Annotated in this window: 22 protein-coding genes; 9 read left to right on the top strand and 13 right to left on the bottom strand. The window is 73.6% G+C overall.

What is annotated here, in order from left to right; all coding sequences use genetic code 11:
* Positions 1-4 precede the first annotated feature (4 nt).
* The 3 genes from BGM09_RS07075 to BGM09_RS07065 all read right to left on the bottom strand — a co-directional run bounded on the left by BGM09_RS07075 (position 5) and on the right by BGM09_RS07065 (position 2,503).
* On the bottom strand, positions 5-871 hold the full coding sequence (locus BGM09_RS07075) for an RNA polymerase sigma-70 factor (RefSeq protein WP_188280571.1): 867 nt from the start codon (positions 869-871) through the stop codon (positions 5-7).
* The gene (locus tag BGM09_RS07070) at positions 868-1,446 is read right to left on the bottom strand and encodes a carboxymuconolactone decarboxylase family protein (RefSeq protein WP_188280570.1); all 579 of its coding nucleotides are present in this window, start codon (positions 1,444-1,446) and stop codon (positions 868-870) included. The genes BGM09_RS07075 and BGM09_RS07070 overlap by 4 nt, the downstream gene beginning before the upstream one ends.
* A 166-nt stretch (positions 1,447-1,612) precedes the next feature.
* The gene (locus tag BGM09_RS07065; RefSeq protein WP_188280569.1) at positions 1,613-2,503 is read right to left on the bottom strand and encodes an alpha/beta fold hydrolase; all 891 of its coding nucleotides are present in this window, start codon (positions 2,501-2,503) and stop codon (positions 1,613-1,615) included.
* Between the two features lie 190 nt (positions 2,504-2,693).
* Here BGM09_RS07065 and BGM09_RS07060 point away from each other — a divergent pair, with 190 nt between their 5' ends.
* Together BGM09_RS07060 and BGM09_RS07055 are read left to right on the top strand one after the other, a co-directional pair.
* The gene (locus BGM09_RS07060) at positions 2,694-4,769 is read left to right on the top strand and encodes an AfsR/SARP family transcriptional regulator (RefSeq protein WP_188280617.1); all 2,076 of its coding nucleotides are present in this window, start codon (positions 2,694-2,696) and stop codon (positions 4,767-4,769) included.
* A gap of 46 nt (positions 4,770-4,815) precedes the next feature.
* Positions 4,816-5,322 (top strand): O-acetyl-ADP-ribose deacetylase, encoded by a 507-nt coding sequence (locus BGM09_RS07055; protein ID WP_188280568.1) that lies wholly within the window; start codon positions 4,816-4,818, stop codon positions 5,320-5,322.
* 206 nt (positions 5,323-5,528) lie between these two features.
* Here the strand turns inward: BGM09_RS07055 and BGM09_RS07050 are convergent, their stop codons facing one another.
* The gene (locus BGM09_RS07050) at positions 5,529-6,071 is read right to left on the bottom strand and encodes a potassium channel family protein (RefSeq protein ID WP_188280567.1); all 543 of its coding nucleotides are present in this window, start codon (positions 6,069-6,071) and stop codon (positions 5,529-5,531) included.
* Positions 6,072-6,314: 243 nt separating this feature from the next.
* Here BGM09_RS07050 and BGM09_RS07045 point away from each other — a divergent pair, with 243 nt between their 5' ends.
* Positions 6,315-6,764, top strand: coding sequence for a MarR family winged helix-turn-helix transcriptional regulator (locus BGM09_RS07045; protein WP_188280616.1), 450 nt, complete (start codon positions 6,315-6,317; stop codon positions 6,762-6,764).
* Between the two features lie 41 nt (positions 6,765-6,805).
* Here the strand turns inward: BGM09_RS07045 and BGM09_RS07040 are convergent, their stop codons facing one another.
* Positions 6,806-7,936: an NAD(P)/FAD-dependent oxidoreductase gene (locus tag BGM09_RS07040; RefSeq protein ID WP_317452575.1), complete on the bottom strand. Its 1,131-nt coding sequence runs from the start codon at positions 7,934-7,936 to the stop codon at positions 6,806-6,808.
* Positions 7,937-8,224: 288 nt separating this feature from the next.
* Between BGM09_RS07040 and BGM09_RS07035 the strand changes: the two genes are divergently transcribed.
* Positions 8,225-9,343 carry a MerR family transcriptional regulator gene (locus tag BGM09_RS07035; protein WP_223186446.1) on the top strand — a complete coding sequence of 373 codons (1,119 nt, stop codon included), beginning with the start codon at positions 8,225-8,227 and terminating at the stop codon, positions 9,341-9,343.
* Between the two features lie 21 nt (positions 9,344-9,364).
* Here the strand turns inward: BGM09_RS07035 and BGM09_RS07030 are convergent, their stop codons facing one another.
* Positions 9,365-10,381, bottom strand: coding sequence for an ADP-ribosylation family protein (locus BGM09_RS07030; protein ID WP_188280565.1), 1,017 nt, complete (start codon positions 10,379-10,381; stop codon positions 9,365-9,367).
* 170 nt (positions 10,382-10,551) lie between these two features.
* Here BGM09_RS07030 and BGM09_RS07025 point away from each other — a divergent pair, with 170 nt between their 5' ends.
* From BGM09_RS07025 to BGM09_RS38445, 3 genes are all read left to right on the top strand, one after another.
* Positions 10,552-11,223 (top strand): M15 family metallopeptidase, encoded by a 672-nt coding sequence (locus BGM09_RS07025; protein ID WP_188280564.1) that lies wholly within the window; start codon positions 10,552-10,554, stop codon positions 11,221-11,223.
* A 134-nt stretch (positions 11,224-11,357) separates the two neighbouring features.
* Complete coding sequence (locus BGM09_RS07020; protein ID WP_188280563.1) at positions 11,358-12,080, top strand: flavin reductase family protein; 723 nt, start codon at positions 11,358-11,360, stop codon at positions 12,078-12,080.
* Between the two features lie 178 nt (positions 12,081-12,258).
* Positions 12,259-13,554, top strand: a complete 1,296-nt coding sequence (locus tag BGM09_RS38445) for a M14 family zinc carboxypeptidase (protein ID WP_188280562.1) — start codon at positions 12,259-12,261, stop codon at positions 13,552-13,554.
* A gap of 312 nt (positions 13,555-13,866) precedes the next feature.
* Here the strand turns inward: BGM09_RS38445 and BGM09_RS07010 are convergent, their stop codons facing one another.
* Positions 13,867-14,991 (bottom strand): ThiF family adenylyltransferase, encoded by a 1,125-nt coding sequence (locus BGM09_RS07010; protein ID WP_317452576.1) that lies wholly within the window; start codon positions 14,989-14,991, stop codon positions 13,867-13,869.
* Positions 14,992-15,296: 305 nt separating this feature from the next.
* Here BGM09_RS07010 and BGM09_RS07005 point away from each other — a divergent pair, with 305 nt between their 5' ends.
* Positions 15,297-16,580, top strand: a complete 1,284-nt coding sequence (locus BGM09_RS07005) for a M14 family zinc carboxypeptidase (protein WP_188280560.1) — start codon at positions 15,297-15,299, stop codon at positions 16,578-16,580.
* Between the two features lie 239 nt (positions 16,581-16,819).
* Here BGM09_RS07005 and BGM09_RS07000 read toward each other — a convergent pair whose 3' ends face one another.
* The 6 genes from BGM09_RS07000 to BGM09_RS06975 form a co-directional block, all read right to left on the bottom strand.
* Positions 16,820-17,866, bottom strand: coding sequence for an aspartate-semialdehyde dehydrogenase (locus tag BGM09_RS07000; RefSeq protein WP_188280559.1), 1,047 nt, complete (start codon positions 17,864-17,866; stop codon positions 16,820-16,822).
* A gap of 109 nt (positions 17,867-17,975) precedes the next feature.
* Entirely contained in the window at positions 17,976-18,836 is an 861-nt protein-coding gene (locus BGM09_RS06995; protein WP_223186445.1) for a dihydrodipicolinate synthase family protein, read from the bottom strand.
* A gap of 43 nt (positions 18,837-18,879) precedes the next feature.
* Positions 18,880-20,346: an NCS2 family permease gene (locus BGM09_RS06990; protein WP_188280558.1), complete on the bottom strand. Its 1,467-nt coding sequence runs from the start codon at positions 20,344-20,346 to the stop codon at positions 18,880-18,882.
* A 136-nt stretch (positions 20,347-20,482) separates the two neighbouring features.
* A complete protein-coding gene (locus BGM09_RS06985) occupies positions 20,483-22,897 on the bottom strand; it encodes a xanthine dehydrogenase family protein molybdopterin-binding subunit (protein ID WP_188280557.1) in 2,415 nt (804 codons plus the stop codon).
* 2 nt (positions 22,898-22,899) lie between these two features.
* Positions 22,900-23,376, bottom strand: coding sequence for a (2Fe-2S)-binding protein (locus BGM09_RS06980; protein WP_188280556.1), 477 nt, complete (start codon positions 23,374-23,376; stop codon positions 22,900-22,902).
* The gene (locus BGM09_RS06975; protein ID WP_188280555.1) at positions 23,367-24,272 is read right to left on the bottom strand and encodes an FAD binding domain-containing protein; all 906 of its coding nucleotides are present in this window, start codon (positions 24,270-24,272) and stop codon (positions 23,367-23,369) included. The genes BGM09_RS06980 and BGM09_RS06975 overlap by 10 nt, the downstream gene beginning before the upstream one ends.
* A 289-nt stretch (positions 24,273-24,561) precedes the next feature.
* On the opposite strand from BGM09_RS06975, the gene BGM09_RS06970 reads away from it, so the two are divergent.
* A partial coding sequence (locus tag BGM09_RS06970) for a PucR family transcriptional regulator ligand-binding domain-containing protein (RefSeq protein ID WP_188280554.1) occupies positions 24,562-25,158 on the top strand: 597 nt, incomplete at its 3' end.

Here is a 25,158-nt window from a genome sequence, read left to right as displayed (position 1 = left end):
CCCCTCAACGGGCGAGGCGGGTCGGGGAGGTGTCGAGGCGGGTGAGTTTCTCGGGGTTGGCCACCGCGTGGATGTGGGTGACGCGGCCGTCGCGGACGACGAAGGTGGCGGCGGCGACGCGGCCGTTGACTTCGACGCGGGCGGCCGGGGCGCCGTTGAGCCAGAGCGCGGAGACCAGGCGGCCAGGGCCGGCCAGGAGGGCCGCGACGCGGGCGGCGCCGTGCACGGGGACGCGGGAGGCGGGGGCGAGGCCGCCGCCGTCGGCGACGAAGACGACGTCGGGTGCCATGACGTCGAGCAGGTCCTGGACCCGGCCGGTGCGCAGGGCGGCGAGGAAGCGTTCCACGACGGCCTGCTGCTCCGAGCGGCTGACCTCGACCCGTGGCCGCCGGGCCGCCACATGGTCGCGGGCGCGCCGGGCGATCTGGCGTACCGCGGTCACGGACTTCCCGACCGCCTCGGCGATCTCCCCGTACGGCGTCTCGAAGACCTCGCGCAGCACGAAGACCGCGCGCTCGGTCGGCCCGAGCGTTTCGAGGACGGTGAGCAGCGCCATCGAGACGCTGTCGGCGAGTTCGACGTCCTCGGCGACGTCGGGGGCCGTCAGCAGCGGTTCAGGCAGCCACTCGCCGACGTACTCCTCGCGGCGGCGCGCCAGCGTACGCAGCCGGTTGAGCGACTGCCGCGTGACGACCCGTACCAGGTACGCCCGCGGGTCGCCGACCCGCGACCGGTCGACGTCCGCCCACCGCAGCCAGGACTCCTGGAGCACGTCCTCGGCGTCGGCCGCCGAGCCGAGCATCTCGTAGGCAACGGTGAAGAGCAGGCTGCGGTGGACGACGTACGGGTCCTCGGCGGTGTCCTCTTTCATGCGCCCGACGCTACGTCGGACGGCTCCGGGCGCGTGGCCAGCGGGATCTCGCACGCGTCCGAGAAGCCCTGCGAGGTGATCCCGTGCGCCGTGTTGCACCGGGCGGCCAGGTTGGCGAAGCCGATGTGGACGGTGAGTTCGACCAGCCCGGCCGGGCCGAGGACGTCGAGCAGACGGGCCGACAGCTCGTCGGTCACGTCCGGCGGGGTGGTGGTCATGGCCTCGGCGTAGGTGAGGACGTCCCGCTCCAGCGGTGTGAAGACGTCCGCGGCGCGCCAGCGCGGGACCTGGCTCGCCTTGGCCAGGTCCAGCTTCTGGTTCAGTGCGAGGAAGTAGTTGATGTCCAGGCACCAACCGCACCCGATCTGCGCCGCGACGGCCATGTGCGCGAACGTCTTCAGGCTCGCGTCGACCACGTCCCACCTGCCCACTTCGGCCGCGAAGACCTGGTTCGCCGCGGCGAGCGCGGGGTGGTGGTACGTCACCTCGACCGGCTCCGGCACCGTGCCGAGCTGCTCGGCCAGGGCCTCGCGGACCTCGGCGGGGAGTTCGGCCTTCGGAATACGCAGCGCCATGGTGGCCTCCTTGTCGTGCCTCGGTGCCCCGGCGCCGCCTTGTGCGGCGCCGTGCGGCTCCGTGCATGAAGACACCGGCCGACGCGCGGGCGTGACAGCCGTACGACGTACGTTTGGGCGTATAGACGTATGGACGTATTGGCGTCTGGACGGGCGGGCCTTCGGATCAGCGGGCGAGGAGGTCGCGGAGGGCCCTGACGACCGTCGCCGGGGACTCCTCGGCCATGAAGTGGCCGGTGTCGACCGTGGTGTGCCGCAGGTCGGGGGCCCACGCGGACCACAGCGCGGCGGCGTCGAACCCGAGGGCCGCGCCCCAGTCCTGCTGGAGGACGGCGACGGGCATACGGAGCCGGTTGCCCGCGGCGCGGTCGGCCGCGTCGTGGGTGACGTCGATACCGGCCGAGGCGCGGTAGTCCGCGACGATCGAGGGGACCGCGGCCCGGCAGGCGGCCAGGTAGACGGCGCGCACGTCGGCCGGGACGGCCTCGGGAGCCCGCGCCCACAGGTCCAGGAAGTGGCCGAAGAAGAGGTCGGGGTCGGCGGCGATCATCCGCTCGGGCAGACCGGGCGGCTGCGCCATCAGGTAGAGGTGGAAGCCGACGGCGGCCGTGGTGCCGTGCATGGCCTCCCACATGTCGAGCGTGGGCAGGACGTCGAGGCAGGCGAGGTGCGTGACCGTGCCCGGGTGGTCGAGGGCGGCGCGGAAGGCGACCAGGGCGCCGCGGTCGTGGCCCGCGAGCGCGAAGCGGTCGTGCCCGAGGGCGGCGGCCACGGCCACGATGTCGGCGGCCATGGTGCGCTTGGCGTAGACGGCGTCAGTCGTCATCCCCCCGGCCTCCGCCGGCTTGTCGCTCGCGCCGTAACCCCGCAGGTCAGGGCAGATCACGGTGTGGTCGGCCGCGAGGTCGGCGGCCACGTGCCGCCACATCAGGTGGGTCTGCGGGAAGCCGTGCAGCAGGACGACGGGCGGCCCGGAGCCGCCGACCGCGGCGGTGAGGGTGACGCCGTCGGCCGCGGGGACGCGGCGGAGGTCGAAGCCGGGGATGGCGGGTGGCATGGGGTGCCCCTTTCGGTGGGTGGACGTACGCGGGCCGTACGCGTGGGCGGACCGTGTACGTACACGGCGGTCCGGTCGTACGCGGGCCGAGCGCGTCAACGGGCTCGTGCTTCCAGCGTGTGGGCGGCGGATGAGCAGCCGATGAGCGCGCTACCGTGACCTGGGGGAACTCCCGGAGAGGCGGTACGTGGTGCGGGTGGCGTTCGGCGTGCTGGGGCCGGTGGTGGCCTGGGCCGAGAGCGGGGACGGCCCGGACGAGGCGGTACGCGGTGCGGCCCTCGCGCTGAGGGGGCCACGGCACCGGGCCGTGCTGGCCCGCCTGGTCATCGCCCGCCGCCGCGTCGTACCGGTCGCCCGGCTGGTCGAGGACCTCTGGCCCGAGCGGCCAGGGGACGACGGCGCGGGTCCCGGCCGCTCCCCCGCACCGCCCGCGGACCCCGTCGGCACCCTCCGTACCTTCGTCGCGGCCCTGCGCCGCACCCTCGAACCCGACCGCCCGCCGCGCGCGCCCGCCCTGCTGCTGGTCACCGAGGGCCCTGGATACGCGCTGCGCGCCGCGCCCGACACGGTGGACGCGTGGCGCTTCGAACAGGCCGTGACCGAGGCCGCCGGACTGCCGCCGAAGGACGTACTCGCCCTGCTCCAGAGGGCGTTGGGGTGGTGGCGCGGGCCCGCGTACGCCGAGTTCGCCGACCAGCCGTGGGCCCGCGCCGAACGCTCCCGCCTCGCCGAACTGCGGCTGCACGCGGTGGAACGCCGGGCCGAGGCCCGGCTCTCCCTCGGCCTGGCCGCCGAGGCCGCCGCCGACCTCGACGCCCACGCGGCGGAGCACCCCTGGCGCGAGGACGCCTGGCGGCTGCTCGCCCTCGCCCTCTACCGCTCGGGCCGCCAGGGCGACGCCCTGGCCGTACTGCGCCGCGCCCGCACCCTCCTGGTCGAACAGCTCGGCGTCGACCCCGGGCCCGGCCTGCGCGCCCTCGAAGCCGACATCCTCCGGCAGGCCGACGACCGGCTCGACCCCGGCGCGGGCGGCGCCGAACGCGTCTGGGCCGAGGCCACCGCCGCCTACGACCGCACCGTCCCCACCGGCGCCCGCGCCCGCCTCGAATCCACCGTCACCCTCCTGCGCGGCCTCGCCGTCACCGGTGGCGACGGGCTCCAGTCCGCCCGCCGCCACCGCCTCGCCGCCGTCTCCGCCGCCGAGGAACTCGGCGACCCCCACCTCTGCGCCCGCGTCATCGGCGCCTACGACGTCCCCGCCGTCTGGACCCGCCTCGACGACCCCGCCCAGGCCGCCCACGTGGTGGCCGCCGCCGAACGCACCCTGACGGCCCTGCCGCCGGGCCCCGCCGAAGAGGCCCTGCGCGCACGGCTGTTGGCGACGATCGCGCTGGAGTCGCGGGGCGGGGCCGGCGGCGGGGTCGGCGGAGGGGCCCTCGGCGGAAGCGGCGGACGCGGGGCGCAGGCGGCGCGGTTGGCGGAGGAGGCGGCGCGGCGGCTGGATGATCCGGTGCTGCTGGCGTTCGCGCTCAACGCGGCCTTCATGCAGACGTTTCAGCGGGCGGGTCTGGCGCCGGAACGCGATGCGATCGGCGCGGAGCTGGTCGAACTCTCCGCGCGGCACGGCCTGTTCACGTCCGAGGTGCTCGGCCGGCTCATCCGGCTCCAAGCGGCGTGCGCACGGGGCGACTTCGGGGCGGCGGACGAGCACGCCGCCGCCGCTGACCGGCTGGCGGAGCGTCATGAGCTGCCGCTCGTCGAGGTGTTCACGCGGTGGTACGGGGCGCTGCGGCTCGCGGAGACCGGCACCTTCGAGGCGGCGGAGGCCGCGTACGGGGAGGCCGCCGCCGAGCTGACCGGGGCCGGGATGCCGGGTCTGGAGCGCGGGCTCCTCCCCCTCGCCCTCCTGAGCCTGCGGCTCCGGCACGGCCGCGGCCTGCGCGTCCTCGCGCGGACCGACGTCGACTGGGGCCCGTACGCCCCGTGGGTCCGCCCCCTGCTCCTGCTCGCCGAGGACCGCCGTTCCGAGGCCGCCGCCGCCCTTCGGGGTGCCCCCGAGCCCCCGCGCGACCTGCTCTACGAGGCCATGTGGACCCTCACGGCCCGCGCCGCCCTCGCGCTCGGCTCCACGGAAGCCGCGCGGCGCGCCTACGCCGAACTGCTGCCCGCCGCCGACGAGTTGGCGGGCGCCGCCAGCGGGCTCCTGAGCCTCGGCCCCGTCAACGACCACCTGCGCGACCTGACCGCCGCCCTGCGGACCCCGTAACCGAAATCGACGTGCCCCGCCCGCTTTCGCTTGACATCATCGGAACATGGTCCACATCGAGGTCGTCCAGGGTGACATCACCAAGCAGGACGTCGACGCCATCGTCAACGCCGCCAACGAGTCCCTCCAGGGCGGCGGCGGAGTCGACGGCGCCATCCACTGGGCCGCCGGCCCCCGGCTCGCCGAGGCCGGCGCCGCCCTGGCGCCCTGCGCGCGCGGAGAAGCCGTCGCCACCCCCGGGTTCGACCTCGACCCCCCGATCCGGCACGTCATCCACACCGTCGGTCCCGTCTGGAAAGGCGGCGCCTCCGGCGAGGCCGACGTCCTCGCCTCCTGCTATCGACGCTGCCTCGAAGTGGCCGACACCCTCGGCGTCACCACCCTCGCCTTCCCCGCCATCTCGACCGGCATCTTCGGCTTCCCCGCCGACCAGGCGGCTCGCATCGCCGTCGCCGTCCTCACCCACGCGTCGACTCGCGTCGAACACGTACGCCTCATGGCCTTCGACCGTCCCTCCTACGCCACCCTCGCCGCCGCCCTCGCCGAAGCCTGACCCCTCCCCGGGGCCCGTGGTGACGCGCAGCCGCGTCGTGGCTTGTCGCGCCCACGCGGCGCCGGCCGCAAACAAGGCCGAGCCCCGCGCCCCCAAAAAGCTCGGCCCCCCGACTCCCGAGAAGCCCAGCCCCGCAGGGGCGCGGGGAACTGGGTGGGCAAGCCGCACCGGACCGGCGGCCGGGGAGACACGGGCACCCCCCCCCGTCAGGGGGGCTGGTCGCGGTGGAGGGTGAGGCGGGTGAGGTCGATGACCAGGCGGAGCAGAAAGGCGAGGAAGACGAGGTCGATGAGGACTTGGACGCTGACGAGGATGCGGGCGAAATCGCTGGTGGGGGCGATGTCGCCGTAGCCGACGGTGCCAAGGGTGACGATGGCGAAGTAGAGCCCGGCGGTGCGGTTGACCGGCTCGGTGAAGCTGCCGGGCGAGAGGTGGGAAAGGGAGACGTAGGCGCCGGCGAAGAGCGCGAGGAAGAGGGCGAAGGTGACGACGAGGGTCTCCACGGCGCGGAGCTGAGGAAGGTCGGCGTGGAGGATGCGGCGGAGTTCGAGGACCATGACCGCGGCGAAGACGACGGCGCCGATGCCGAGGCGGATCAGCGCGGCGGCGTCGGGCCGGCCGCCGTTGAGGGGCAGGAAGTAGTACAGGACCAGGATCGCCGCGGTGGAGAGTACGCAGCGGGCCACGCTCGCGGCCATCGCCCGGCGCCGCTCGGGGCGGTCGAGGTCGGCCAGCCGCCGCGCGCTCATCGCATCACTCCCTCGCCGGACAGACCGCCGGACAGACCGCCGGACGAACCGCCGGTCTCGATCGTCCGACGCCCGCACCCTGACGGCAATCCGGCCGGGTCCGAACGGGAACGACGGCGAACGCACCGCGTTCCCCATTTCTCCTCCGCCCCTCCCGCCCCTTCCATAGTTCGTGCCACGAACCACCACCCGATCACCCTTGTCCCGTAGGCTGGCCTTATGGGGAAGGACGTGGGCGAGCACATGGGAGTCGTCACCGCACTGGTGCGCTCCTCCTTCCTGGTGAACGCCGTGTACGCGGAGGCGGGCCGGGGGTACGGACTGACGCCGCAACAGGGGCAGTTGCTGTGCGTGCTGATGGGACAGCCGCTGGGGATGGGCGAGTTGGGCAGCATCCTGGGGCTGGCGAAGTCGAGCCTGACCGGTCTGGTGGACCGCTGCGCGCAGCGCGGGCTGGTCCGGCGGGAGGCCGATCCGAGCGACGGCCGCGCGGTACGGGTCGCGCTCACCGCCGAAGGGCGGTCGCTGGTCGACGCGTTCTACGCCGACACCTGCCGCCGCGTCGAGGAGTTGCCCTCCGGCCTGACCGAGGCGGAACGCGTCACGCTCGCGGGCCTGCTCAGCCGCGTGGTCCGCGACAACAAGGTGCCCGCCGTCTTCCTCGAACTGGACGAGGGCCCCGTCGCGCGCTGAGCCCGCGCACTGAGCCCGCACCACGTCCCGTACCCGAAAGCTCAGCCCGTACCGAAGAGCGCCGCGAACCGCCCCACGAGCAGATCCCGCCCCTTGTACGCGGCCACCCGCTCCGCCGGCAGGAGCACGGGCACGGGGGTCGGCCGGTCGTCGGACAGGGTCTGGCCGACGCCCCCGCCGGGCCCGAGCGGCAGCAGCACGGACGGTACGGGCGAGGGCCGGTAGACCGCCGTGGGCCGTTCGCCGCGCACCTGGGCGAGGATGTTCTCGGCGACGACGGCGGCGTGCTTCATGGCGTACCCCGCCGTCTTGGCCTCGGCGAGGTCGGTGAGGTCGCCGAGCGCGTAGACGTGGTCGTGGACCCGGTCGTACGTCCCGCCGTTCCCGTAGACGTTGAGCGTGTCGGTCACGCGGACCTGCCCCTTGGGCGTACGGACGGTGAGGCGGCCGTCGGCGAGGTAGTGGCCGTTGACGCGTACGCCGTAGCAGCGGAACCAGATGTCGGCGGTGACCTGGCCACCGGTCGAGGTGGCGACCGTGAACGTCTTGGCCTGACCCGGCTCGGTCGGCGGCTGCGCGGCCAGGGCCGTACCGAGCCGCAACTCGACTCCCAGCGCGTCCAGTTGGCGCAGAAGTTCGCCCCGCAGCTCCGGCATGAAGCCGGGCAGCAACCGCTCGGCCGGGTCGAGGACGACGATGTGCTTGTCCGGCCACACGGCCCTGATCTCACCGGCGAGTTCGAGCCCGACGGGGCCCGCGCCGACAATCAACACCCGCTCGGATAGGGCCAGTTCGTCGTGACCGACGCGGAGCCTGCGCAGCGCCTCGGCCGTGGAGTCGGTCTCGGTCTTCGCCGGGAAGGCGTAGTCGGAGCCGGTGGCCAGGACGAGGAAGTCGGCGTCGAGGCGGTCGCCGGAGGCCAGTGTGACGCCGCCGGGGTCCACCGAGGCAGCGCGCTCGCGGAGCACCCGGCCGCGGGCCAGCAGCCGGTCGTACGGGAAGAACATGTTCGCCGCCCAGTCGGGCCTGACCAGGGCGCGCAGCGCGCCCGCCGCGTGCACGAACGCGTCCTTCGGCTCGATCAGGACGACGTCCGTGTCCTGGTCCAGCGCCTTGGCGACGGCGGCGCCCCCGTACCCCCCGCCGACGACCGCGACCGTCACCGTACGCACCGCGCCCTCCGCGCTGACGCCGGAACCCGCACCCGCACCCGCACCCGCACCCGCACCCGCACCCGCACCCGCCATGGTCACCACTCCCCCGCACGCCTCGACATTTCATTCGCTCTACGAACCATATTAGTTCGTAGAGCGAACCGTAAAGCCGTGCAGGTGGGGGCACGGACGACGGGAGAGGCGGAAGGCCGCGGACACTGCTTGACTCTCACCTCGGGGAAGACCCCAGCATCGGACGCACGCCGGACGAAGGCCCGGCGTGAGGAGGGACGAAGGAGCGCGGGTATGGAGCGGGACACGGGACCCGGCCTGATGGGCATCGGGGCCTTCTCGAAGGCGGCCGGGCTGTCGCAGCGGGCGCTGCGGCTCTACGCCGAGCTGGGCCTGCTCTCCCCCGCCCGCGTGGACCCGGCGACCGGCTACCGCTGGTACGCAGCCGGACAACTGGAAAAAGCCCGCCTGGTGGCGTGGCTGCGCCGCCTCGGGATGCCGCTGGCCGGCATCCAGGAGGTCTGCGCCCAGGACGGCCCGGAAGCGGCCCTGTCGGTCCGCGCGTACTGGACCCGCGTCGAGGCCGACACCGCCGCCCGGCGGGACCTGGCCACCTTCCTCATCGACTACCTGTCCTGGAAGGACCCCGCCATGTCAGCCGCCACCGCACCGCTCGGCATCCGTTACGCCGCCCTGTCCGACACCGGGCTCGTCCGCGAGAGCAACCAGGACACCGCCTACGCGGGCTCCCGCCTGCTCGCCGTCGCCGACGGCTTCGGGACCGGCGGCGCCCCCGCGGGCGCCGCGGCCGTCGACGTGCTGAAACTCCTCGACGCGGGCGCGGGCACTGTCCCGGCCGGCGAGCTGCTGAACGCCCTGGAGGACGCCGTCGAGCAGGCCGGGGCGGCCGTCCGCGGCGTCGCCGCCGCCGAGCGCGAGCCGGGACACGTCGGCACCACCCTCACCGCGATGTTCTGGACCGGCTCCCAGCTCGCCCTCGTCCACATCGGCGACTCCCGCGCGTATCTGCTGCGCGACGGCGGCTTGTTCCAGATCACCCACGACCACACCATGGTCCAGTCGATGGTGGACGAGGGCCGCCTCAGCCCGGCCGAGGCCGAGTCCCACCCCCAACGGTCCCTGCTGGCAAGGGCGTTGTCGGGTACGAGCCCGGCCACCGACGGGAGCGCGGGCGCCGACATCCGGCTCCAGGACGCCTGCCTCGGCGACCGCTATCTCCTCTGCTCCGACGGCCTGTCCGCCGTCGTCCCCGCCGACGACGTACACGCCACGCTCGCGACGACCCCGGACCCCGACGACGCGGTCCGCGCGCTCGTGGCCCTCGCCAACCGCAACGGCGGCCCGGACAACGTCAGTTGCGTGGTCGCGGACATCGTGGAGCTGCCCGCCTGACGCCCGTACGCCCTCGCATACCTACGGCTTGGGCTCCAGCACGTCCACGCGCGGGAGGTCCCGGTGCCGGTGGTGCGCGTCGGCGACGGCGGCCAACGCGGGCCGGTCCAGGGCCCGGTAGGCCGCGGCCAGCAGCTCGTGTGCGTGACCCTCGCGGGTCGCGTCGCCGATCGAGGCCCAGTGCAGGTCGCGGCCGAGGACCAGCGCCTCCGTCGGGTCACCGGCCGCGAGGCGCCGCCGCGCCTCGGCGACGGCCGCCGCCAGCTCGCCGGGGTCCGCGAAGACCGCGGCCATGTGCGTGCCGAAGGCGTGCTCGTCCACGCCGTTGTGCGAGGGACGGCCGAGCGCGGTCTCGCCCTCCGCGAGGGCGCCGCCGCCGTCGAGCGTGGTGATCCGGCCGGGGTCGATCGGCGGGCGCCGGTAGCCGTACGTGTGGGCGCGTACGTAGTCCGCGCCGGTCCCGGTACGGTCGCCGGTCTCGAACTCGCCCACTTTCGAACGGAGTCGGGCCATCCCCGGCGCACGCTCCGCGACCTCCTCCGGCCCCCGGCCGGTGTCTTCGTGCAGGTCGCGCCAGTGGCGTTCGAGCGTGGCGCGGACCGCCTCCAGCGGGGTGCGGAAGGTGCGGTCGATGCCGCCGCCGTCGTTGTTGTAGTACGAGGCGACGCCCGCGCAGGTGCGGCCGTCGTCGTACCAGAGGCCGTAGTGCAGGCCGTCGGTGCCGCCGTGCAGAAAGGTCAGGAACTCCGGCGGGTCGCGGAAGAAACGGCCGTGCGCGCGGATGTCGACGCCGTCGCGGGCCCGCACGTCCGGGGCGTCGAAGAGGTCCATCATCCCGTACGGCCACAGCTCCAGGTCCGCGAAGGCAGACGCCTCGACCGGGTCGAGCGACCCGATGAAGTCGTGGAACCGGAACAGCGAGTCCGGCAGCTCGAACCCCCAGTCCGCCAGCACCCGCGCCTCGACCGCCGCCCGCAGCCGCTCCCGCTGCCGGTCACGGTCCTGGTCCTGGTCCTGGTCCTGGTCCCGCTCACCCATCCGTCCACCCCGTTCGACGACGCCCCGCACCCGACTCTGTCCCTGACCCGCGCAGGCTAGCGAAGGCCGCGGAGCGGGTGCGGTGCCGGGGCGGCGTTGAGGCGGCGTTGGGACGGCGTCGGCGCGGCGTCGGCGCGGCACTTGGGCGGGCGGCGGGCGATGATCGGACCATGAGCGAAATCGTGCTGATGTCGGACCCGCGCATCGCGGCCGTCCCCGTCGAGGACTGCGACGAGCCGCTGCTCGACGTACGGGGTGGCGGACAGGGCGGCGGCCCGCTCGGCGCCGTCGACCCGCGCCGCCAGGACGACGACGGCAGCTTCGCCCATCTGCGCGAGGGCGTCCTGACCCGGCTCGCGCACGCGCGCTCGCTGCTGCCCGACGGCGTCGGCCTGCTGTTCGTGGAGGGCTACCGGCCGCCGTCCCTCCAACGCGCCTATTTCGAGGGGTACTCGGCGGAGCTGCGCGCCGCTCGGCCGCGGTGGACGCCCGCGCGGATCAGGGAGGCGGCCAGCCGTTACGTGTCGCCGCCGGAGATCGCGCCGCACAGCGCGGGCGCGGCCGTCGACCTCACCCTCGTCGCGGACGGCCGCGAACTGGACATGGGCACCCGCGTGAACGCCAACCCCGAGGAGAGCGCGGGCGCCTGCTACACCGACGCGCCGGGGCTGTCGGCCGAGGCCCGCGCCAACCGCCGTACGCTGTCCGCCGCCCTCACCGCCGCGGGCCTGGTCAACTACCCCACCGAGTGGTGGCACTGGTCCTACGGCGACCGCTACTGGGCGCTGGCCACGGGCGCGCCGCACGCCCGCTACGGCCCCCGCGAGCGCACCGGTTCCTGACCACTGGTTCCTGACCACCGGTTCCTGACCACCGGTTCCTGACCGCCGACACCCCCGTACCGGGGCCCACGCCTGCCGTACGCGACGTCCGATTTCCGCCAGCGTCCGGCGGCCCCGCGCACAACACTGGCCGTATGACCTCAGAGATCACCACAGCGGCCGGGCCCGCCGTCCACTCACGCATCGAGCCCGGAATCCTCTACTTCGGCACGCCCGTCGTGCTGCTCTCCACCGTGAACGAGGACGGTTCGGCGAATCTCGCGCCGATGTCGTCGGTGTTCTGGCTGGGGTGGCGGGCGATGCTGGGGCTCGGGGCGCGGTCGCAGACGGCGCGCAATCTGCTGCGCGACGGCGCGTGCGTACTGAATCTGCCCGAGGACTCGATGGCGGCGGCCGTGGACCGGCTGGCGCTGACCACCGGCCGCGATCCGGTGCCGGAGGGGAAGGCGCGGCGCGGATACCGTTACGAGGGCGACAAGTTCGGGCTGGCCGGGCTGACCCCGGCGGCGTCGGAGACGGTCGCGGCGCCGCGCGTCGCGCAGTGTCCGGTGGCGCTGGAGGCGGTGGTCGAGGCCACTCACCCGCTGGCCGAGGACGACCCTCGACAGCGCGGCGGAATCGTGGTGTTCGAGGTACGGATCACCCGCGTGCTGGTGCACGACAGGATACGGGCGGCGGGCACACGGGACCGGATCGATCCCGACAAGTGGCGCCCCCTGGTGATGAGTTTCCAGCACTTCTACGGGCTCGGCCCGCGGCTGCGGGAATCGGCGCTGGCCACCATCCCCGAACGCCTCTACCGGGGACCCGACATCGAGCGGTCGCGCGCCGACTCGGCGGCCACAGGGCGCTCTTGACACCCGGGGGCGGCCCGCACAGCCTTGGGTGGCGCGCCCACGGCACCCGAACTCCGATACCCCGCCGGTGGCGCGCGACGTGCGATACGCGGCGCGCCGGCACGACGGCGCGCGGCGGGGGTGGGCACGGCGGGTGGACGCCGTCGTGGTCGTGGACGCGGGACGAGGAGGAGCCGTCATGCGGGGGCCGGACGCGTATCCGACCGTGTCAGGTGTCGCGGCGGCGGCCCGCGTACTGACCCGGCGCCATCCTGACCTGTGCCGGATGCGGCTGGCCGGGGAGTCGCGGGCCGGGCGGCCCCTGTGGCTGCTGTCGGTGGGGCACGGCAGCCGGCACGTGCTGGTGGTGGCCGGGCCGCACCCGGACGAGCAGACCGGCGGGGCGAGCGCGCTGTGGCTGGCCGAGCACGCGGTCGCCGACCGGCAGCGGCAGGCCGAAGCGGATCTGACCTGGGACTTCCTGCTCTGCCTCGACCCCGACGGCAGCGTGCTCAACGAGACGGGTCCGGCCGGGCCCCGGCCGCCCGCCGTCCACTACCGGCACATCTACCGCCCGGCGGCGGCCGATCAGCCCGAGCGGGCCGGGTCCTTCCGCGCGCCGGGTGACGAACTGCCGGAGACGATGGCCCTGTTGGCGGCGATCGACGAGCTGAAGCCGTTCCTCCAGTGCACGCTGCACGGCACGGACGTCGGCGGCGGTTGGGTGCGGCTGACCGCCGATGTGCCGGGCCTGGCCGAGCCGTTCGGCAAATACGCGGCCGAACTGGAGATCCCGGTGCAGACCGGTGCCTACGACGCGCTGTCCTGGACCGGGTCGGGGCCCGGAGTCTTCGTGCGGCCCCCCGCGGGCACGTCCGAGCGGTTCGCCGGCGAGCCGGAGAGCGCGGCGGGGTCCACCTGGGCCCGCCCGCACCGGCACGGCGGGCTGACCGCCGTGGTCGAGGTCCCGATGTGGGCGACCCGGCGCGTGGCCGACCAGGACGCGCACCCCGACCCCGCCCAGGCCGTCGCCTCCCTCGCCGCCCGGCTGCGCAAGGACGGCGCCGCCACCGCGTCGGCGCTGGACCGCGCCTGGCGACTGCTCTCCCCGCAGGCCGCGCACAGCCCGCTGCTGCGCGGTGTCGAGCAGGCCGTCGGCGCCTTTCCCGGCCTCGCCGACGCCTACGAGACGCTCGCCGACGCCTCCCCCGTCCCCCTGACCATGGCCCACGTCGCCGCCCTCGACATCGCCGCCCGCCGTATCCCGCTGCGCGCCTCCGGGATGCTGCTGCGGCTCCTCGACGAGGAGCGCGGCGGCGAGGGCGACCCCGGCGGCGACCACGGCCGCCTGCGCGGCCGGCTGGAGCGCCGGATCGACTCCGGCGCCCGTGACCTGCTGGCCGCGACCGACGCCCACTGGGTGCCGGTCGGCGACCAGGCCGAACTCCAGGCCAGGACCGTCCTGGCGACCGTCGACCTCGCGTCGGCGCGGTGACCCGCCCCCCCAAGACCCCGCCCCAAAGGGGCACACCGGTCGGCCACAGACCACCCGCCGGTGGGGGCCGACCGCGCAGTTCCCCGCGCCCCTTCCGGGCACGACCCACCACGTAGGCGCACCCGGCCACCACCCGCCCCAGAGGGGCAGCCCGGCCGTGTCCGGACCACCCGCCGGTGGTGGCTTGCTCGCGCAGTTCCTCGCGCCCCTGACGGGGCGCACCGCCTTTCGTCCGGGCGGCGAGCCGATCGGTTGAGCGGGCTCGGGCACGACGCTCGTGCGGGTCGCCCGCCGCCGATGGGGAGTTGGCCCTTACGTGGGGTGGTCCAGCGGGCCGCAGGCTGGGCAGTCGGGGCGGCGCGGGTGGCGTTGGAGTACGGGGTCGCCGAGTGCCATGAGGTTGATGCCGTAGCGGAAGCCGGGGCGCATCCGGGGGACGCCGGTGAGCAGGGCGATGGCGGCGTGGGCGACGAGCGTGCCGGACAGGCCCGCGGTGACGGCGCTCGCCGGATTCCACGGCATACGGGGCGAGGCGGCGTCCTCGCTCTGGCCGGGGCGCAGCCGCAGGTCGCGCCGTTCGTCCTCGCCCGCGCGCTGGCACTCCCAGCAGGGCCCGTCGCCGGGTACGTGGACGCCCGCGGTGACCAGCGGACCGCGGTAACCGCCTTCCACCCAGGGCAGGTTGAGTGCGATGCAGACACGGTTGGCCCAGCGGCGGATCTCCGGCGGCCGGTCGGCGCCGAGGACCAGCAGATCGTACGGTGACCGGCCGCCGCCGTCCGGGGCGAGGAGCGCGGCGAGGGCGTCGGGGCCGCGGATCTCCCGCCGTTCACCGGTGACGGTGACATCGGAGTTGAGGGCGCGCAGCGCGGCCACCGCGGCGTCGGCTTTCGGCCGTCCGATGTCGGCCTCGCGGTAGAGCGTCTGCCGGTTGAGGTTGGACAGTTCCACGACGTCGGGGTCGACGGTGTGGACGTGGCCGACGCCGGAGGCGACCAGCGCCTGCGCGGCCATGCCGCCCGTGCCGCCGACGCCGAGGACCAGCACGCGGGCGCCGGCCAGGCGCAGTTGGGCGTTCCACGGACTGGCCCGTGAGCTGAGGTCCATCCAGCGCAGCAGCGCGACACCGCGGGCGTGCCGTACGCGGTCGCGGTCGACGAGCCCCGCGGGCAGCGGCGCCGCCGCGTCGTCCACGAAACCCGCCTCCCGTAAGTCCGCCATCGCGGAGCCGATCGTGGCGGCGGGCAGGAGTAAGCGGGGGTGCGCGGCGGCGACTTCGGCGGCGATCTGCGCCGCGGTGCGTGTGCCGTCCATCGCCTCGGTAAGGGTCCAGATCCAGCCGTCGGGGTCCTCGATCTCGGCGCCGATCCCGTAGATCACGCTGCCGATCCTGACGTTGCCGTCGGCGGTGCGATATGCCTGGTGTTCGGGTTTGATCCGCGGCCTGAGCAGCGCCTCGGACTCGTCGGTGTGCGGTTCGGTGTGCGGTGGTGCCGTCATCAGCCGACCCCCTCGTGCTCCGCCCGTACGCATGAGTACGTACGGACCTTGACACTGTCGCCGGGCCGCCGGAGCCTTGGCAAGGTGCGGGGGAATCAGTGGGGGATCCAGGGGCCAAACCGTTCAACTCCTCAGCGCTGCACCCTGCTTGGACAGAGAGGAGTCACCGTGGCGAACACCACTCTCGTCATCCGACGGCTGGACAAGGAAGAGACCACCGGCGACAGCAACTCCAACGGCACGTGACGTCGGACGCCGACGCCTATCCCAGCGTCGCGGAGGTCGCAGCGGCGGCCTCCGCGTTCGCGTACTCGCGGCCCGTGCTGAGCACCCTGCGGGTGGTCGGCCGGTCCCGGCAGGGGCGTCCGCTGCATCTGCTGACCGTCGGGCGCGGCCGGCGGCACATCCTGGTCGTCGCGGGCCCGCACTCCGACGAGCGCGTCGGGCCCGCGACCGCGCTGCGGCTGGCGCACCGGGTCGCCGCCGACAGCCGCCTGCACGCGGGGGCGGACGCCTCCTGGCACTTCCTGCTCTGTCTCGACCCGGACGGGACCGTACGCAGCGAGGCCGGACCGCCGGTGCGGCGCACGCCCGCCGAGCACTTCCGGCACGCGTACCGGCCGCCCGCCGACGAACAGCCGGAGTGGGCGCCGTCGATCCGGCCGCCGGACGACCAACTCCCCGAGTCCCAGACGCTGGTGAGCCTCATCGACGAGCTGCGGCCGGAGTTGCAGTGCTCGCTGCACGGCAACGACCTCGGCGGCAGCTGGGTCCAACTCACGCGTGACATACCGGGGTTGGCCGAACCTCTCGGCAAGCTCTCCGCCGAGCGGGACGTGCCCGTGCAGACCGGCACGTACGACGCCCTGTACTGGACGGTGTCGGGGCCCGGCGTCTACCTGATGCCCGCGCCCGGCCAGCGCGCCCAGTTCGAGAACCTGCCCGAGGACGTCAACCGCTCGACCTGGATCCGCCCGCACCGCTACGGCGGGATGACCGCGCTCTTCGAGGTCCCGATGTGGGCCAGCCGCGATGTCGCCGACACCACCGCGCACCCGGACCCGGCCCGCGCCCTCGCGGCTCTCGCCGCGCTCCTGCGCCGCCACGCCGACCGTACCCACGCCCTGCTCGACGCCGTACGGCCGCTGGTTCCCGACCCCGGCTCCCCCGCCGCCCGGCCCCTCCTGCGCATCACCGGCGGCATGCCCGCCATCATGCGCAGCGTCGCCGACGACTGGGACGGGCTCCACCCCTCCCCCGTCCCCCTCACCCTCGCGCACCTCAACGCCCTCGACATCGCGGCCCGCCGCATCTCCCTGCGCGCCACCGGGATCATGCTCCGCCTCCTCGACGGCCACGGCGGCTCCGCCGCGCGCACCCTCCACGGCGACTGCGCCGCCCAGCACGCCCGCTGGGCGGCCGAGTTGGCCGCCGGTCATGAGTTGACGTGGGTGCCCGTCCCCGACCAAGTTGACCTTCAGTCGGAAACAGTTCTCGCAGCCTTCCGCCTCCTCGCCGAGAGCTGACCCCCGTCAGGGGCGCGGCCCCTGTGCCTCGCCTCTGCGAGAGGCGGCACGCCGATCTTTTCAGGGGCGCGAGGAACTGCGCGGCCCGCCCCCACCGGGCTGTCAGCCCAAAAACAACCGCATCTGCCCCACCCGGGCCGGTTCTCAAAGGCGCGCCACCGCCGTGGCTGAGCGCGCAGTTCCCCGCGCCCCTGAAAAGATCGGCGTACCGCCCAGGTAGAGGAGCCGTCCGGGGCGGGTTAAACCCTCGCGGCAGCGAGCTCGGCGGCGACGAGCTCGGCGACCTGGACGGCGTTCAGCGCAGCGCCCTTGCGAAGGTTGTCGTTCGAGACGAAAAGCGCGAGCCCGTTCTCGACGGTCTCGTCGAGCCGGATGCGGCCGACGTAGGACGGATCGCGCCCGGCGGCCTGAAGGGGAGTGGGGATCTCGGAGAGCTCGACGCCGGGTGCCGACCGCAGAAGGTCATAGGCACGGGCGACGCCGAGCGGCCGGGAGAAGCGGGCGTTGAGCTGGAGGGAGTGGCCGGAGAAGACGGGGACGCGTACGCAGGTGCCGGAGACCTTGAGCTCGGGGATCTCGAGGATCTTGCGCGACTCGTGGCGCAGCTTCTGCTCCTCGTCGGTCTCGAAGCTGCCGTCGTCCACGAGGCTGCCCGCGAGGGGGACGACGTTGAAGGCGATGGGCCGGGCGTAGACGGCGGGCTCGGGGAAGGCGACGGCGTCGCCGTCGAAGGTGAGCCGGTCGGCGGATTCGACGACCTTGGTCGCCTGGCCGTGCAGCTCGGCGACGCCGGACAGGCCGGAGCCGGAGACGGCCTGGTAGGTGGTGGCGACCAGGGCGGTCAGCCCCGCCTCGGCGTGCAGCGGGCGCAGCACCGGCATCGCGGCCATGGTGGTGCAGTTCGGGTTGGCGATGATGCCCTTGGGACGGTGGGCGATGGCGTGCGGGTTGACCTCGGAGACGACCAGGGGGACGTCGGGGTCGCGCCGCCAGGCGGAGGAGTTGTCGATGACGACCGCGCCCTGGGCGGCGACCTTCTCGGCGAGGGCGCGGGAGGTGGCGCCGCCGGCCGAGAACAGCACGATGTCCAGGCCGCTGTAGTCGGCGGTGGACGCGTCCTCGACGGTGATCCCGCCGCCGGAAGCGCCGGCCCACGGCAGGGTGCTCCCTGCGGACCGGGCGGAGGCGAACAGCCGCAGCTCCGTCACCGGGAACGCGCGCTCGGCCAGCACCTTGCGCATGACCGAGCCGACCTGTCCGGTCGCTCCGACGATTCCGATCCTCATCCGGCTCTCTCCGATCGATGTGTGCCGTCGCGTACGGCCGCGGGCCCGCGCGTCGGCGTGGCCGCCCTGTCGAGTATCCCCCGGGGCGGGAGCGGGGCGGCGGGGCATTTCAGGGGACGAGACGCAGCCTGGTCAGGGCGTCGTCCACGGTGGCGGGCGTCGGGGGCAGCAGCGGCAGCCGTACGTCGGGGGTCGGGATGCGGCCCTCCGCGTGCAGCACGGCCTTGATGACGGTCGGGTTCGGCGCGCGGAAGAGGGCGGCGGCCAGGGCGGCGAGGCGGTGGCCGAGGGCCGTATCCCCCTTGGCGTCTCCCTTGGCAGCGGCCTCCGCCAGCTCGGCCCAGCGGGCGGTGGCCAGGTGCGCGGAGGCGAGGATGCCGCCGGTGGCGCCCAGCGCGAACAGGGCGGGCGCGAAGATGTCGTCGCCCGCGAGGATCTCGAAGCCGTCCGGGTGATCGCCGAGCAGGTCCACGGTCTCGGCGTCGATGCCGCCGGTGGCGTACTTCACACCGGTCACGCCCGGCAGCGCGGCCAGCTCGCGCAGGGTGCGGGCGGTCAGCGGCTGCCCGGTGCGGTACGGCACGTGGTAGACGATCAGCGGTACGGGACCGGCCGCGGCCAGCGCCGCGACGACCTCGGGCCGTACCGCGGGGTCGATCCGCTGCACGAAGATGTCGATCTCGCCGCCGCAGGTCAGGCCGACGGCGAAGGCGTCCTCGTCGGAATAGCCGAAGTGCTGGAGGACCGCAGCCGCGTCGGGGCCCGCGGCCAGCACCTCCTGGCACAGCTCGTAGACCGCGCCTTCCACGCACCCGCCGGACACGCTGCCGATGGCGTCGCCGCCGCCGTCGACGGCGAGCGCCGCACCGGGCTGGCGCGGGGCGCTGCCGCCGGTCGCGACGACCGTCGCGACGGCGAACGGACGCCCGAGACCGCACCAGCGGTACAACTCGTCAGCGATGTCCAGCATGGCGTTCCAGCTCCTTCTTCCTACGACTCGCGCTTCGCGGCCGTCACTTGACGCCGAGCCAGCCCTCGATCGGGTGCAGGGCGAAATAGGCGACGAAGACGGCCGTGAGAACCCACATGAACAGGCCCGGCTCGCGCCACTTGCCCTGCGCGGCCTTGATGGCGGTGTACGAGACGACGCCGGCGCCGACTCCCGCGGTGATGGAGTAGGTGAACGGCATGAGGGCGACGGTCATGAAGACCGGTACGGCCACGGCGCGGTCGGACCAGTCGACGTGCCGGGCGTTGCTCATCATCATCGCGCCGATCACGACGAGCGCGGCGGCGGCGACCTGGCCGGGCACGATCTGGGCCAGCGGGGTGAAGAACAGGCCGAGCGCGAAGAGGATGCCGGTGACGACCGAGGACAGGCCCGTGCGGGCGCCCTCGCCGACGCCGGTCGCGGACTCGATGAAGACGGTCTGCCCCGACGCTCCCGAGACGCCGCCGATCGCGCCGCCCGCGCCGTCGATGAACAGCGCCTTCGACAGGCCCGGCATCCGGCCCTTGTCGTCGGCGAGCCCGGCCTCGGTGCCGACGCCGATGATGGTGGCCATCGCGTCGAAGAATCCGGCGAGCACCAGGGTGAAGACGATGACGCCGACGGTCATACCGCCGATCGAGCCCCAGCCGCCGAACTCGACATGGCCGAAGAGCCCGAAGTCCGGCATCGAGACCGCGCTGCCCTCCAGCTTGGGCGCGCTGCCGCCCCAGTCGGCCGCCGTCAGATTCCCCGCCGCGTTGACGATCACCGAGAGCACCGTGCCGACGACGATGCCGATCAGGATCGCGCCCGGCAGGTTCCTGGCCTGGAGCATGAAGATCAGCAGCAGGGTGACGCAGAAGAGCAGCACGGGCCAGCCGTGCAACTGGCCGCCCGCGCCGAGCGCGACAGGCGCCGAGCCCTTCGGGTCGCCCTTGCCGACGAAACCGGCGTTGACCAGGCCGATCATCGCGATGAACATGCCGATGCCGATGGTGATGCCGTGCTTGAGCGCCAGCGGTATCGCGTTCATGACGATCTCGCGCAGCCCGGTGGCCACCAGCAGCACGATGACGCCGCCGTAGATCACGCACATACCCATAGCCTGCGGCCAGGTCATGTTCGGAGCCACTTGGGTGGAGATCACCCCGGCCACGCTCAACCCCGCCGCGAGCGCCAGCGGCACCTTGCCGACGAAGCCCATCAGCAGGGTGGAGACGGCGGCGGCGAGCGCCGTTGCGGTGATCAGCGCGGCGTGGCTGAGCTTGTGCCCCGCGACGTCGGGTCCCGACAGCAGCAGCGGGTTGAGGAGCAGGATGTAGCACATCGCCATGAAGGTCGTGATGCCGCCGCGGACCTCGCGGGGGATCGACGAGCCTCGGGCCGAGATGTGGAAGTACCGGTCGAGCCAGGATCTCCCGGCGGGCTGTCGCGAGCCTTCGCCCGCGTCCTCCGCCGCCGTCCGCGGCTCTACTGGCGTCTGGGTCATGGTGCCAACTCCCAAGGTTCACAGGGGCACTCGTACGCGGTGTACGAGATTTGGGATCTGCGTGGCCTGCACGACCCGGGGGACGGCCCGAGGCGAACAAGAGAGGGTGACCGGGGGGCGGGTGCCCCCCGGCCGTCTACGTTCCGGTCAGGTGCTCCGGCCGGATCGGGGTCCGGTTCAACTCCAGCCCCGTCGCGTTCCTGATCGCCGCGAGGACCGCGGGAGTGGACGACAACGTGGGCGCCTCGCCGATGCCGCGCAGCCCGTAAGGCGCGTGCTCGTCGGCGAGTTCGAGCACGTCGACCGGGATGGTCGGCGTGTCGAGGATCGTGGGGATCAGATAGTCCGTGAAGGACGGGTTGCGGACCTTGGCGGTCTTGGGGTCGACGATGATCTCCTCCATCACCGCCACCCCCAGGCCCTGCGTGGTGCCGCCCTGGATCTGGCCGACGACCGACAGCGGGTTGAGCGCCTTGCCGACGTCCTGGGCGCAGGCGAGTTCGACCACCTTGACCAGGCCCAGTTCGGTGTCGACCTCGACCACCGCGCGGTGCGCGGCGAAGCTGTACTGGACGTGGCCGTTGCCCTGTCCGGTGCGCAGGTCGAACGCGACGGTCGGGCGGTGCCTGAACTCCAGTTCCAGGTCGACGGCTTCGTCCTCCAGGACGTCCGCGATGTCGGCCAGCGCCTCGCCGCCGTCGGTGACGACCTTGCCGCCCTCCAGCAGGAGTTCGGCGGTGGCCCACGCCGGGTGGTAGGTGCCGAATTTACGGCGTCCGGTCTCCAGCACCTTCTCGCGTACGGCTTCGCAGGTGTTCTTCACCGCGCCGCCGGTCATGTACGTCTGCCGGGAGGCGGAGGTGGAACCGGCCGAGCCGACCTGGGTGTCGGCGGGCTGGATGGTGACCTGGGTGACGCCGAGTTCGGTGCGGGCGATCTGGGCGTGCACGGTGACGCCGCCCTGGCCGACCTCGGCCATCGCGGTGTGCACGGTCGCGACCGGCTCGCCGTTGATGACCTCCATCCGGACCCGGGCGGTGGAGTAGTCGTCGAAGCCCTCGGAGAAGCCGACGTTCTTGATGCCGACCGCGTAGCCGACACCGCGTACGACGCCTTCGCCGTGCGTGGTGTTGGACAGCCCGCCGGGCAGCGCGCGTACGTCGGCGGCTCCCCCGGCCACCTCCCACTGGCGCTCGGGCGGCAGCGGGCGGGCCTTGACCCTGCGCAGCAGTTCGGCGACCGGCGCGGGCGAGTCGACGGGCTGGCCCGTCGGCATGAGCGTGCCCTGCTCCATCGCGTTGATCTGCCGGAACTCGACAGGGTCCAGGCCGAGTTCGGCCGCGACCTTGTCCATCTGCGCCTCGTAGGCGAAGCACGCCTGGACCGCGCCGAAGCCGCGCATCGCGCCGCAGGGCGGGTTGTTGGTGTAGAGGGCCAGCGCCTCGATGTCGACGTCCTCGACGACGTACGGACCGACCGACAGGGAGGCGGCGTTGCCGACGACGGCCGGGGAGGCGGAGGCGTAGGCGCCGCCGTCCAGCACGATCCGGCACTTGATGTGGGTGAGCTTGCCGTCGCGGGTCGCGCCGTGCTCGTACCAGAGCTTGGCGGGGTGGCGGTGGACGTGGCCGAAGAAGGACTCGAAGCGGTTGTAGACGATCTTGACGGGCTTGCCGGTGCGCAGCGCCAGCAGGCAGGCGTGGATCTGCATCGACAGGTCCTCACGGCCGCCGAAGGCACCGCCGACGCCGGAGAGCGTCATCCGGACCTTCTTCTCCGGCAGCCCGAGGACCGGCGCGATCTGCCGCAGGTCGGAGTGGAGCCACTGGGTGGCCACGTAGAGGTCGACGCCGCCGTCCTCGCCGGGTACGGCCAGGCCCGACTCGGGGCCGAGGAACGCCTGGTCCTGCATGCCGAAGACGTAACTGCCGCTGACGACGACGTCGGCGCGAGCCGCCGCCGCTTCCGCGTCGCCGCGCACGATGGGCTGGCGGTGGACGATGTTGGGGTGCGGGACATGGCCGATGTGGTGGTCGTCGCGGCCCTCGTGGACCAGTACGGCACCGGGCGCGGTGGCGGACGCCTCGTCGGTGATCACCGGCAGGTCCACGTACTCCACACGGATCTTCGCGGCGGCGCGGCGCGCGGTCTCCGGGTGGTCGGCGGCGACCAGCGCGACCGGCTCGCCATGGTGGCGGACCTTGCCGTGGGCGAGGACCGGGGTGTCCTGGATCTCCAGGCCGTAGTTCTTCACCTCGGTGGGCAGGTCGTCGTAGGTGAGCACCGCGTAGACACCCGAGGTGGCCAGCGCTTCGGAGGTGTCGATGGAGCGGATCTCGGCGTGCGCGACGGTGCTGCGCAGCGTGTAGCCCCACAGCATGTCCTCGTGCCACAGGTCCGAGGAGTACGCGAATTCGCCGGTGACCTTCAAGATGCCGTCGGGGCGCAGCGTGGACTCGCCGATGCCGCCCTTCGACGCGGTGCCCTGGGTGAGGCTGGTGGGTGTCCGGGTGACGGACGAACCGGCACTGGGCGCGGGCGTGTTGGGCATGCTCACACCGCTCCTTCGGTACGGGCGGCGGCGAGCCGTACGGCGTCGAGGATCTTCTCGTAGCCGGTGCAGCGGCACAGGTTGCCGGACAGCGCCTCGCGGATGTCGCCGTCGGACGGCTCGGGGTTGCGTTCGAGCAACTCGTCGGCGGCGACCAGCAGTCCGGGGGTGCAGAAGCCGCACTGGACGGCGCCCGCGTCCACGAACGCCTGCTGGACGGTGGAGAGTTCACCGCCCTCGCCGGCCAGGCCCTCGACGGTGACGACCTCGCGGTCCTGCACCTGGCCCGCGGCCACCAGACACGAACACACCGGCACGCCGTCCAGGCGGACCGTACAGGAGCCGCATTCGCCCTGCTCACAGGCGTTCTTGGAACCGGGCAGGCCCATCCGCTCGCGCAGCACGTACAGCAGGCTCTCGCCCTCCCATACGTCGTCGGCTTCCTGCGGGCTGCCGTTGACGGTGAAGGTCACGCGCATGGCTTGCTCCTGTCGTCCAGCTCGTGGGGCTCGTTGCCGCGGTACTGCTCCCAGCACCAGCCGAGCGTGCGGCGGGCCATGACGGCCAGCGCGTGCCGCCGGTAGGACGCGGTGCCGCGGACGTCGTCGATCGGGTTGGCGGCCCCGGAGGCCAGCTCAGCGAACTGCCGGGCGACGGCGGGCGGGATCACCCCGCGGCTCTCCCACAGCCCGGCCTCGTCCAGCGCGGCGGCCAGGAACTCCTCGGCCGTCCTCGCCCGGATCGGGGTGGGCGCGGCCGAGCCGATGCCGGTCCGGACCTCGCGGGTCTCGGGGTGCAGGGCCAGGCCGAAGGCGCAGACCGCGATGACCATCGCGTTGCGGGTGCCGACCTTGGAGAACTGCTGCGGCCCGGTCGCCTTCTTCAGCCGCACGGCGCGGATCAGCTCGTCGGGCTCCAGCGCGTTGCGCTTCACGCCCTGGTAGAAGTCGTCGATGGGGATCAGCCGGGTGCCGCGTACGGACTGCGCCTCGACCTCGCCGCCGCCCGCGAGCAGCGCCGGGTGGGCGTCTCCGGCGGGCGAGGCGGTGCCGAGGTTGCCGCCGACACCGCCGCGGTTGCGGATCTGCGGGGAGGCGACGGTGTGGCTGGCCAGCGCGAGGCCGGGCAGCTCGGCTCTGAGGTTCTCCATGATCCGGGTGTACGGGACGGAGGCGCCGAGCCGGACGGTGTCCTCGGCCACCTCCCACTCCTGGAGCTCACCGATGCGGTTCAGGTCCAGCAGAAACTCGGGCCTGCGGTGGTCGAAGTTGATCTCGACCATCACGTCCGTGCCACCCGCGATGGGCACAGCGGAGGGGTGCTCGGCCTTGGCTGCGAGCGCTTCCTCCCAGCTGGCGGGGCGCAGGAATTCCATGGGGTTCTCTTCTCGAATCCGAGTGGGCTGTTCATGTCCTGTACACGCGGCGTGGCCCTAGTACACGGCTGTGGGGCCGTCCGGGTGCAGTCACCGAAAACATGAAGCGGTTGGGTGGCCAGGGGGCGGGTCTTGTAGATTCCTCCTAAAGGGTCCGCTCCGAAACCTCGCGGCAGCCCACCCGCAACACCGGTGTTCGACACTGCGACCCCGGACTCCCGCGACCCCGGACTCCCGCGACGACGGCCGGGACCGCGACCACGACCCGGCAGAGGACAAGGCGACGACTATGCGGCTGCGCGCACTGCTGGACACCGAGGCCCTCGGCCTGCGGCTGCTCGGCGGCGAGGACGAGCTGGACCGTACGGTCCGCGGGGTGATGACCACGGACCTGCGCGACCCCAGCCGCTATCTGACCGGCGGCGAACTGGTCCTCACCGGTCTGGCCTGGCGGCGCGGCCCCGGCGACTGCGAGCCCTTCGTCCGGCTGCTGGCCGGTGCCGGGGTGGCGGCGCTCGCGGCGGGCGAGGCGGGGCTGAGCACGATCCCGCAGGACCTGGTGGCCGCCTGCGCCCGGCACCGGCTGCCGCTGTTCGCGGTGGACGAGACGGTGGCCTTCGCGACCGTCACCGAGTACGTGGTCCGACAGGTCTCCAGCGGCCGGGCGGGTGATCTCGCGGCGGTCGTGGACCGGCACCGGCGGCTGATGTCGTCGGGGCCCGCGGGCGGCGGCCCCGACGCCGTGCTCGACCTGCTCGGCAGCGACCTGGACCTGCGCGCCTGGGTGCTGTCGGCGGTCGGCCGGGAGATCGGCGGCTCGGGACAGTCGCTGGCCGCCTCGGTCCGCGCCGAGCTGGCCGGCGCCCAGCAGGCCGCCGCCCGCACC

The organism is Streptomyces sp. CBMA29, from assembly GCF_014596445.1.
Classification (GTDB): Bacteria; Actinomycetota; Actinomycetes; order Streptomycetales; family Streptomycetaceae; genus Actinacidiphila.
Note: the sequence above shows the minus strand (reverse complement) of the source record. Positions and strands in the feature narration are given on the sequence as shown.

What these genes read in the sequence shown, in the direction of transcription:
- BGM09_RS07030 (WP_188280565.1), bottom strand. Translation starts at nt 10,381, where the DNA reads ATGGGTGAGCGGGACCAGGACCAGGACCAGGACCAGGACCGTGACCGG.
- BGM09_RS07025 (WP_188280564.1), top strand. Translation starts at nt 10,552, where the DNA reads ATGAGCGAAATCGTGCTGATGTCGGACCCGCGCATCGCGGCCGTCCCC.
- BGM09_RS06980 (WP_188280556.1), bottom strand. Translation starts at nt 23,376, where the DNA reads ATGCGCGTGACCTTCACCGTCAACGGCAGCCCGCAGGAAGCCGACGAC.
- BGM09_RS07070 (WP_188280570.1), bottom strand. Translation starts at nt 1,446, where the DNA reads ATGGCGCTGCGTATTCCGAAGGCCGAACTCCCCGCCGAGGTCCGCGAG.
- BGM09_RS06975 (WP_188280555.1), bottom strand. Translation starts at nt 24,272, where the DNA reads ATGGAATTCCTGCGCCCCGCCAGCTGGGAGGAAGCGCTCGCAGCCAAG.
- BGM09_RS07035 (WP_223186446.1), top strand. Translation starts at nt 8,225, where the DNA reads ATGGAGCGGGACACGGGACCCGGCCTGATGGGCATCGGGGCCTTCTCG.
- BGM09_RS06990 (WP_188280558.1), bottom strand. Translation starts at nt 20,346, where the DNA reads ATGACCCAGACGCCAGTAGAGCCGCGGACGGCGGCGGAGGACGCGGGC.
- BGM09_RS07065 (WP_188280569.1), bottom strand. Translation starts at nt 2,503, where the DNA reads ATGCCACCCGCCATCCCCGGCTTCGACCTCCGCCGCGTCCCCGCGGCC.
- BGM09_RS07045 (WP_188280616.1), top strand. Translation starts at nt 6,315, where the DNA reads ATGGGAGTCGTCACCGCACTGGTGCGCTCCTCCTTCCTGGTGAACGCC.
- BGM09_RS07055 (WP_188280568.1), top strand. Translation starts at nt 4,816, where the DNA reads ATGGTCCACATCGAGGTCGTCCAGGGTGACATCACCAAGCAGGACGTC.
- BGM09_RS07050 (WP_188280567.1), bottom strand. Translation starts at nt 6,071, where the DNA reads ATGAGCGCGCGGCGGCTGGCCGACCTCGACCGCCCCGAGCGGCGCCGG.
- BGM09_RS38445 (WP_188280562.1), top strand. Translation starts at nt 12,259, where the DNA reads ATGCGGGGGCCGGACGCGTATCCGACCGTGTCAGGTGTCGCGGCGGCG.
- BGM09_RS07000 (WP_188280559.1), bottom strand. Translation starts at nt 17,866, where the DNA reads ATGAGGATCGGAATCGTCGGAGCGACCGGACAGGTCGGCTCGGTCATG.
- BGM09_RS06985 (WP_188280557.1), bottom strand. Translation starts at nt 22,897, where the DNA reads ATGCCCAACACGCCCGCGCCCAGTGCCGGTTCGTCCGTCACCCGGACA.
- BGM09_RS07075 (WP_188280571.1), bottom strand. Translation starts at nt 871, where the DNA reads ATGAAAGAGGACACCGCCGAGGACCCGTACGTCGTCCACCGCAGCCTG.
- BGM09_RS06995 (WP_223186445.1), bottom strand. Translation starts at nt 18,836, where the DNA reads ATGCTGGACATCGCTGACGAGTTGTACCGCTGGTGCGGTCTCGGGCGT.
- BGM09_RS07020 (WP_188280563.1), top strand. Translation starts at nt 11,358, where the DNA reads ATGACCTCAGAGATCACCACAGCGGCCGGGCCCGCCGTCCACTCACGC.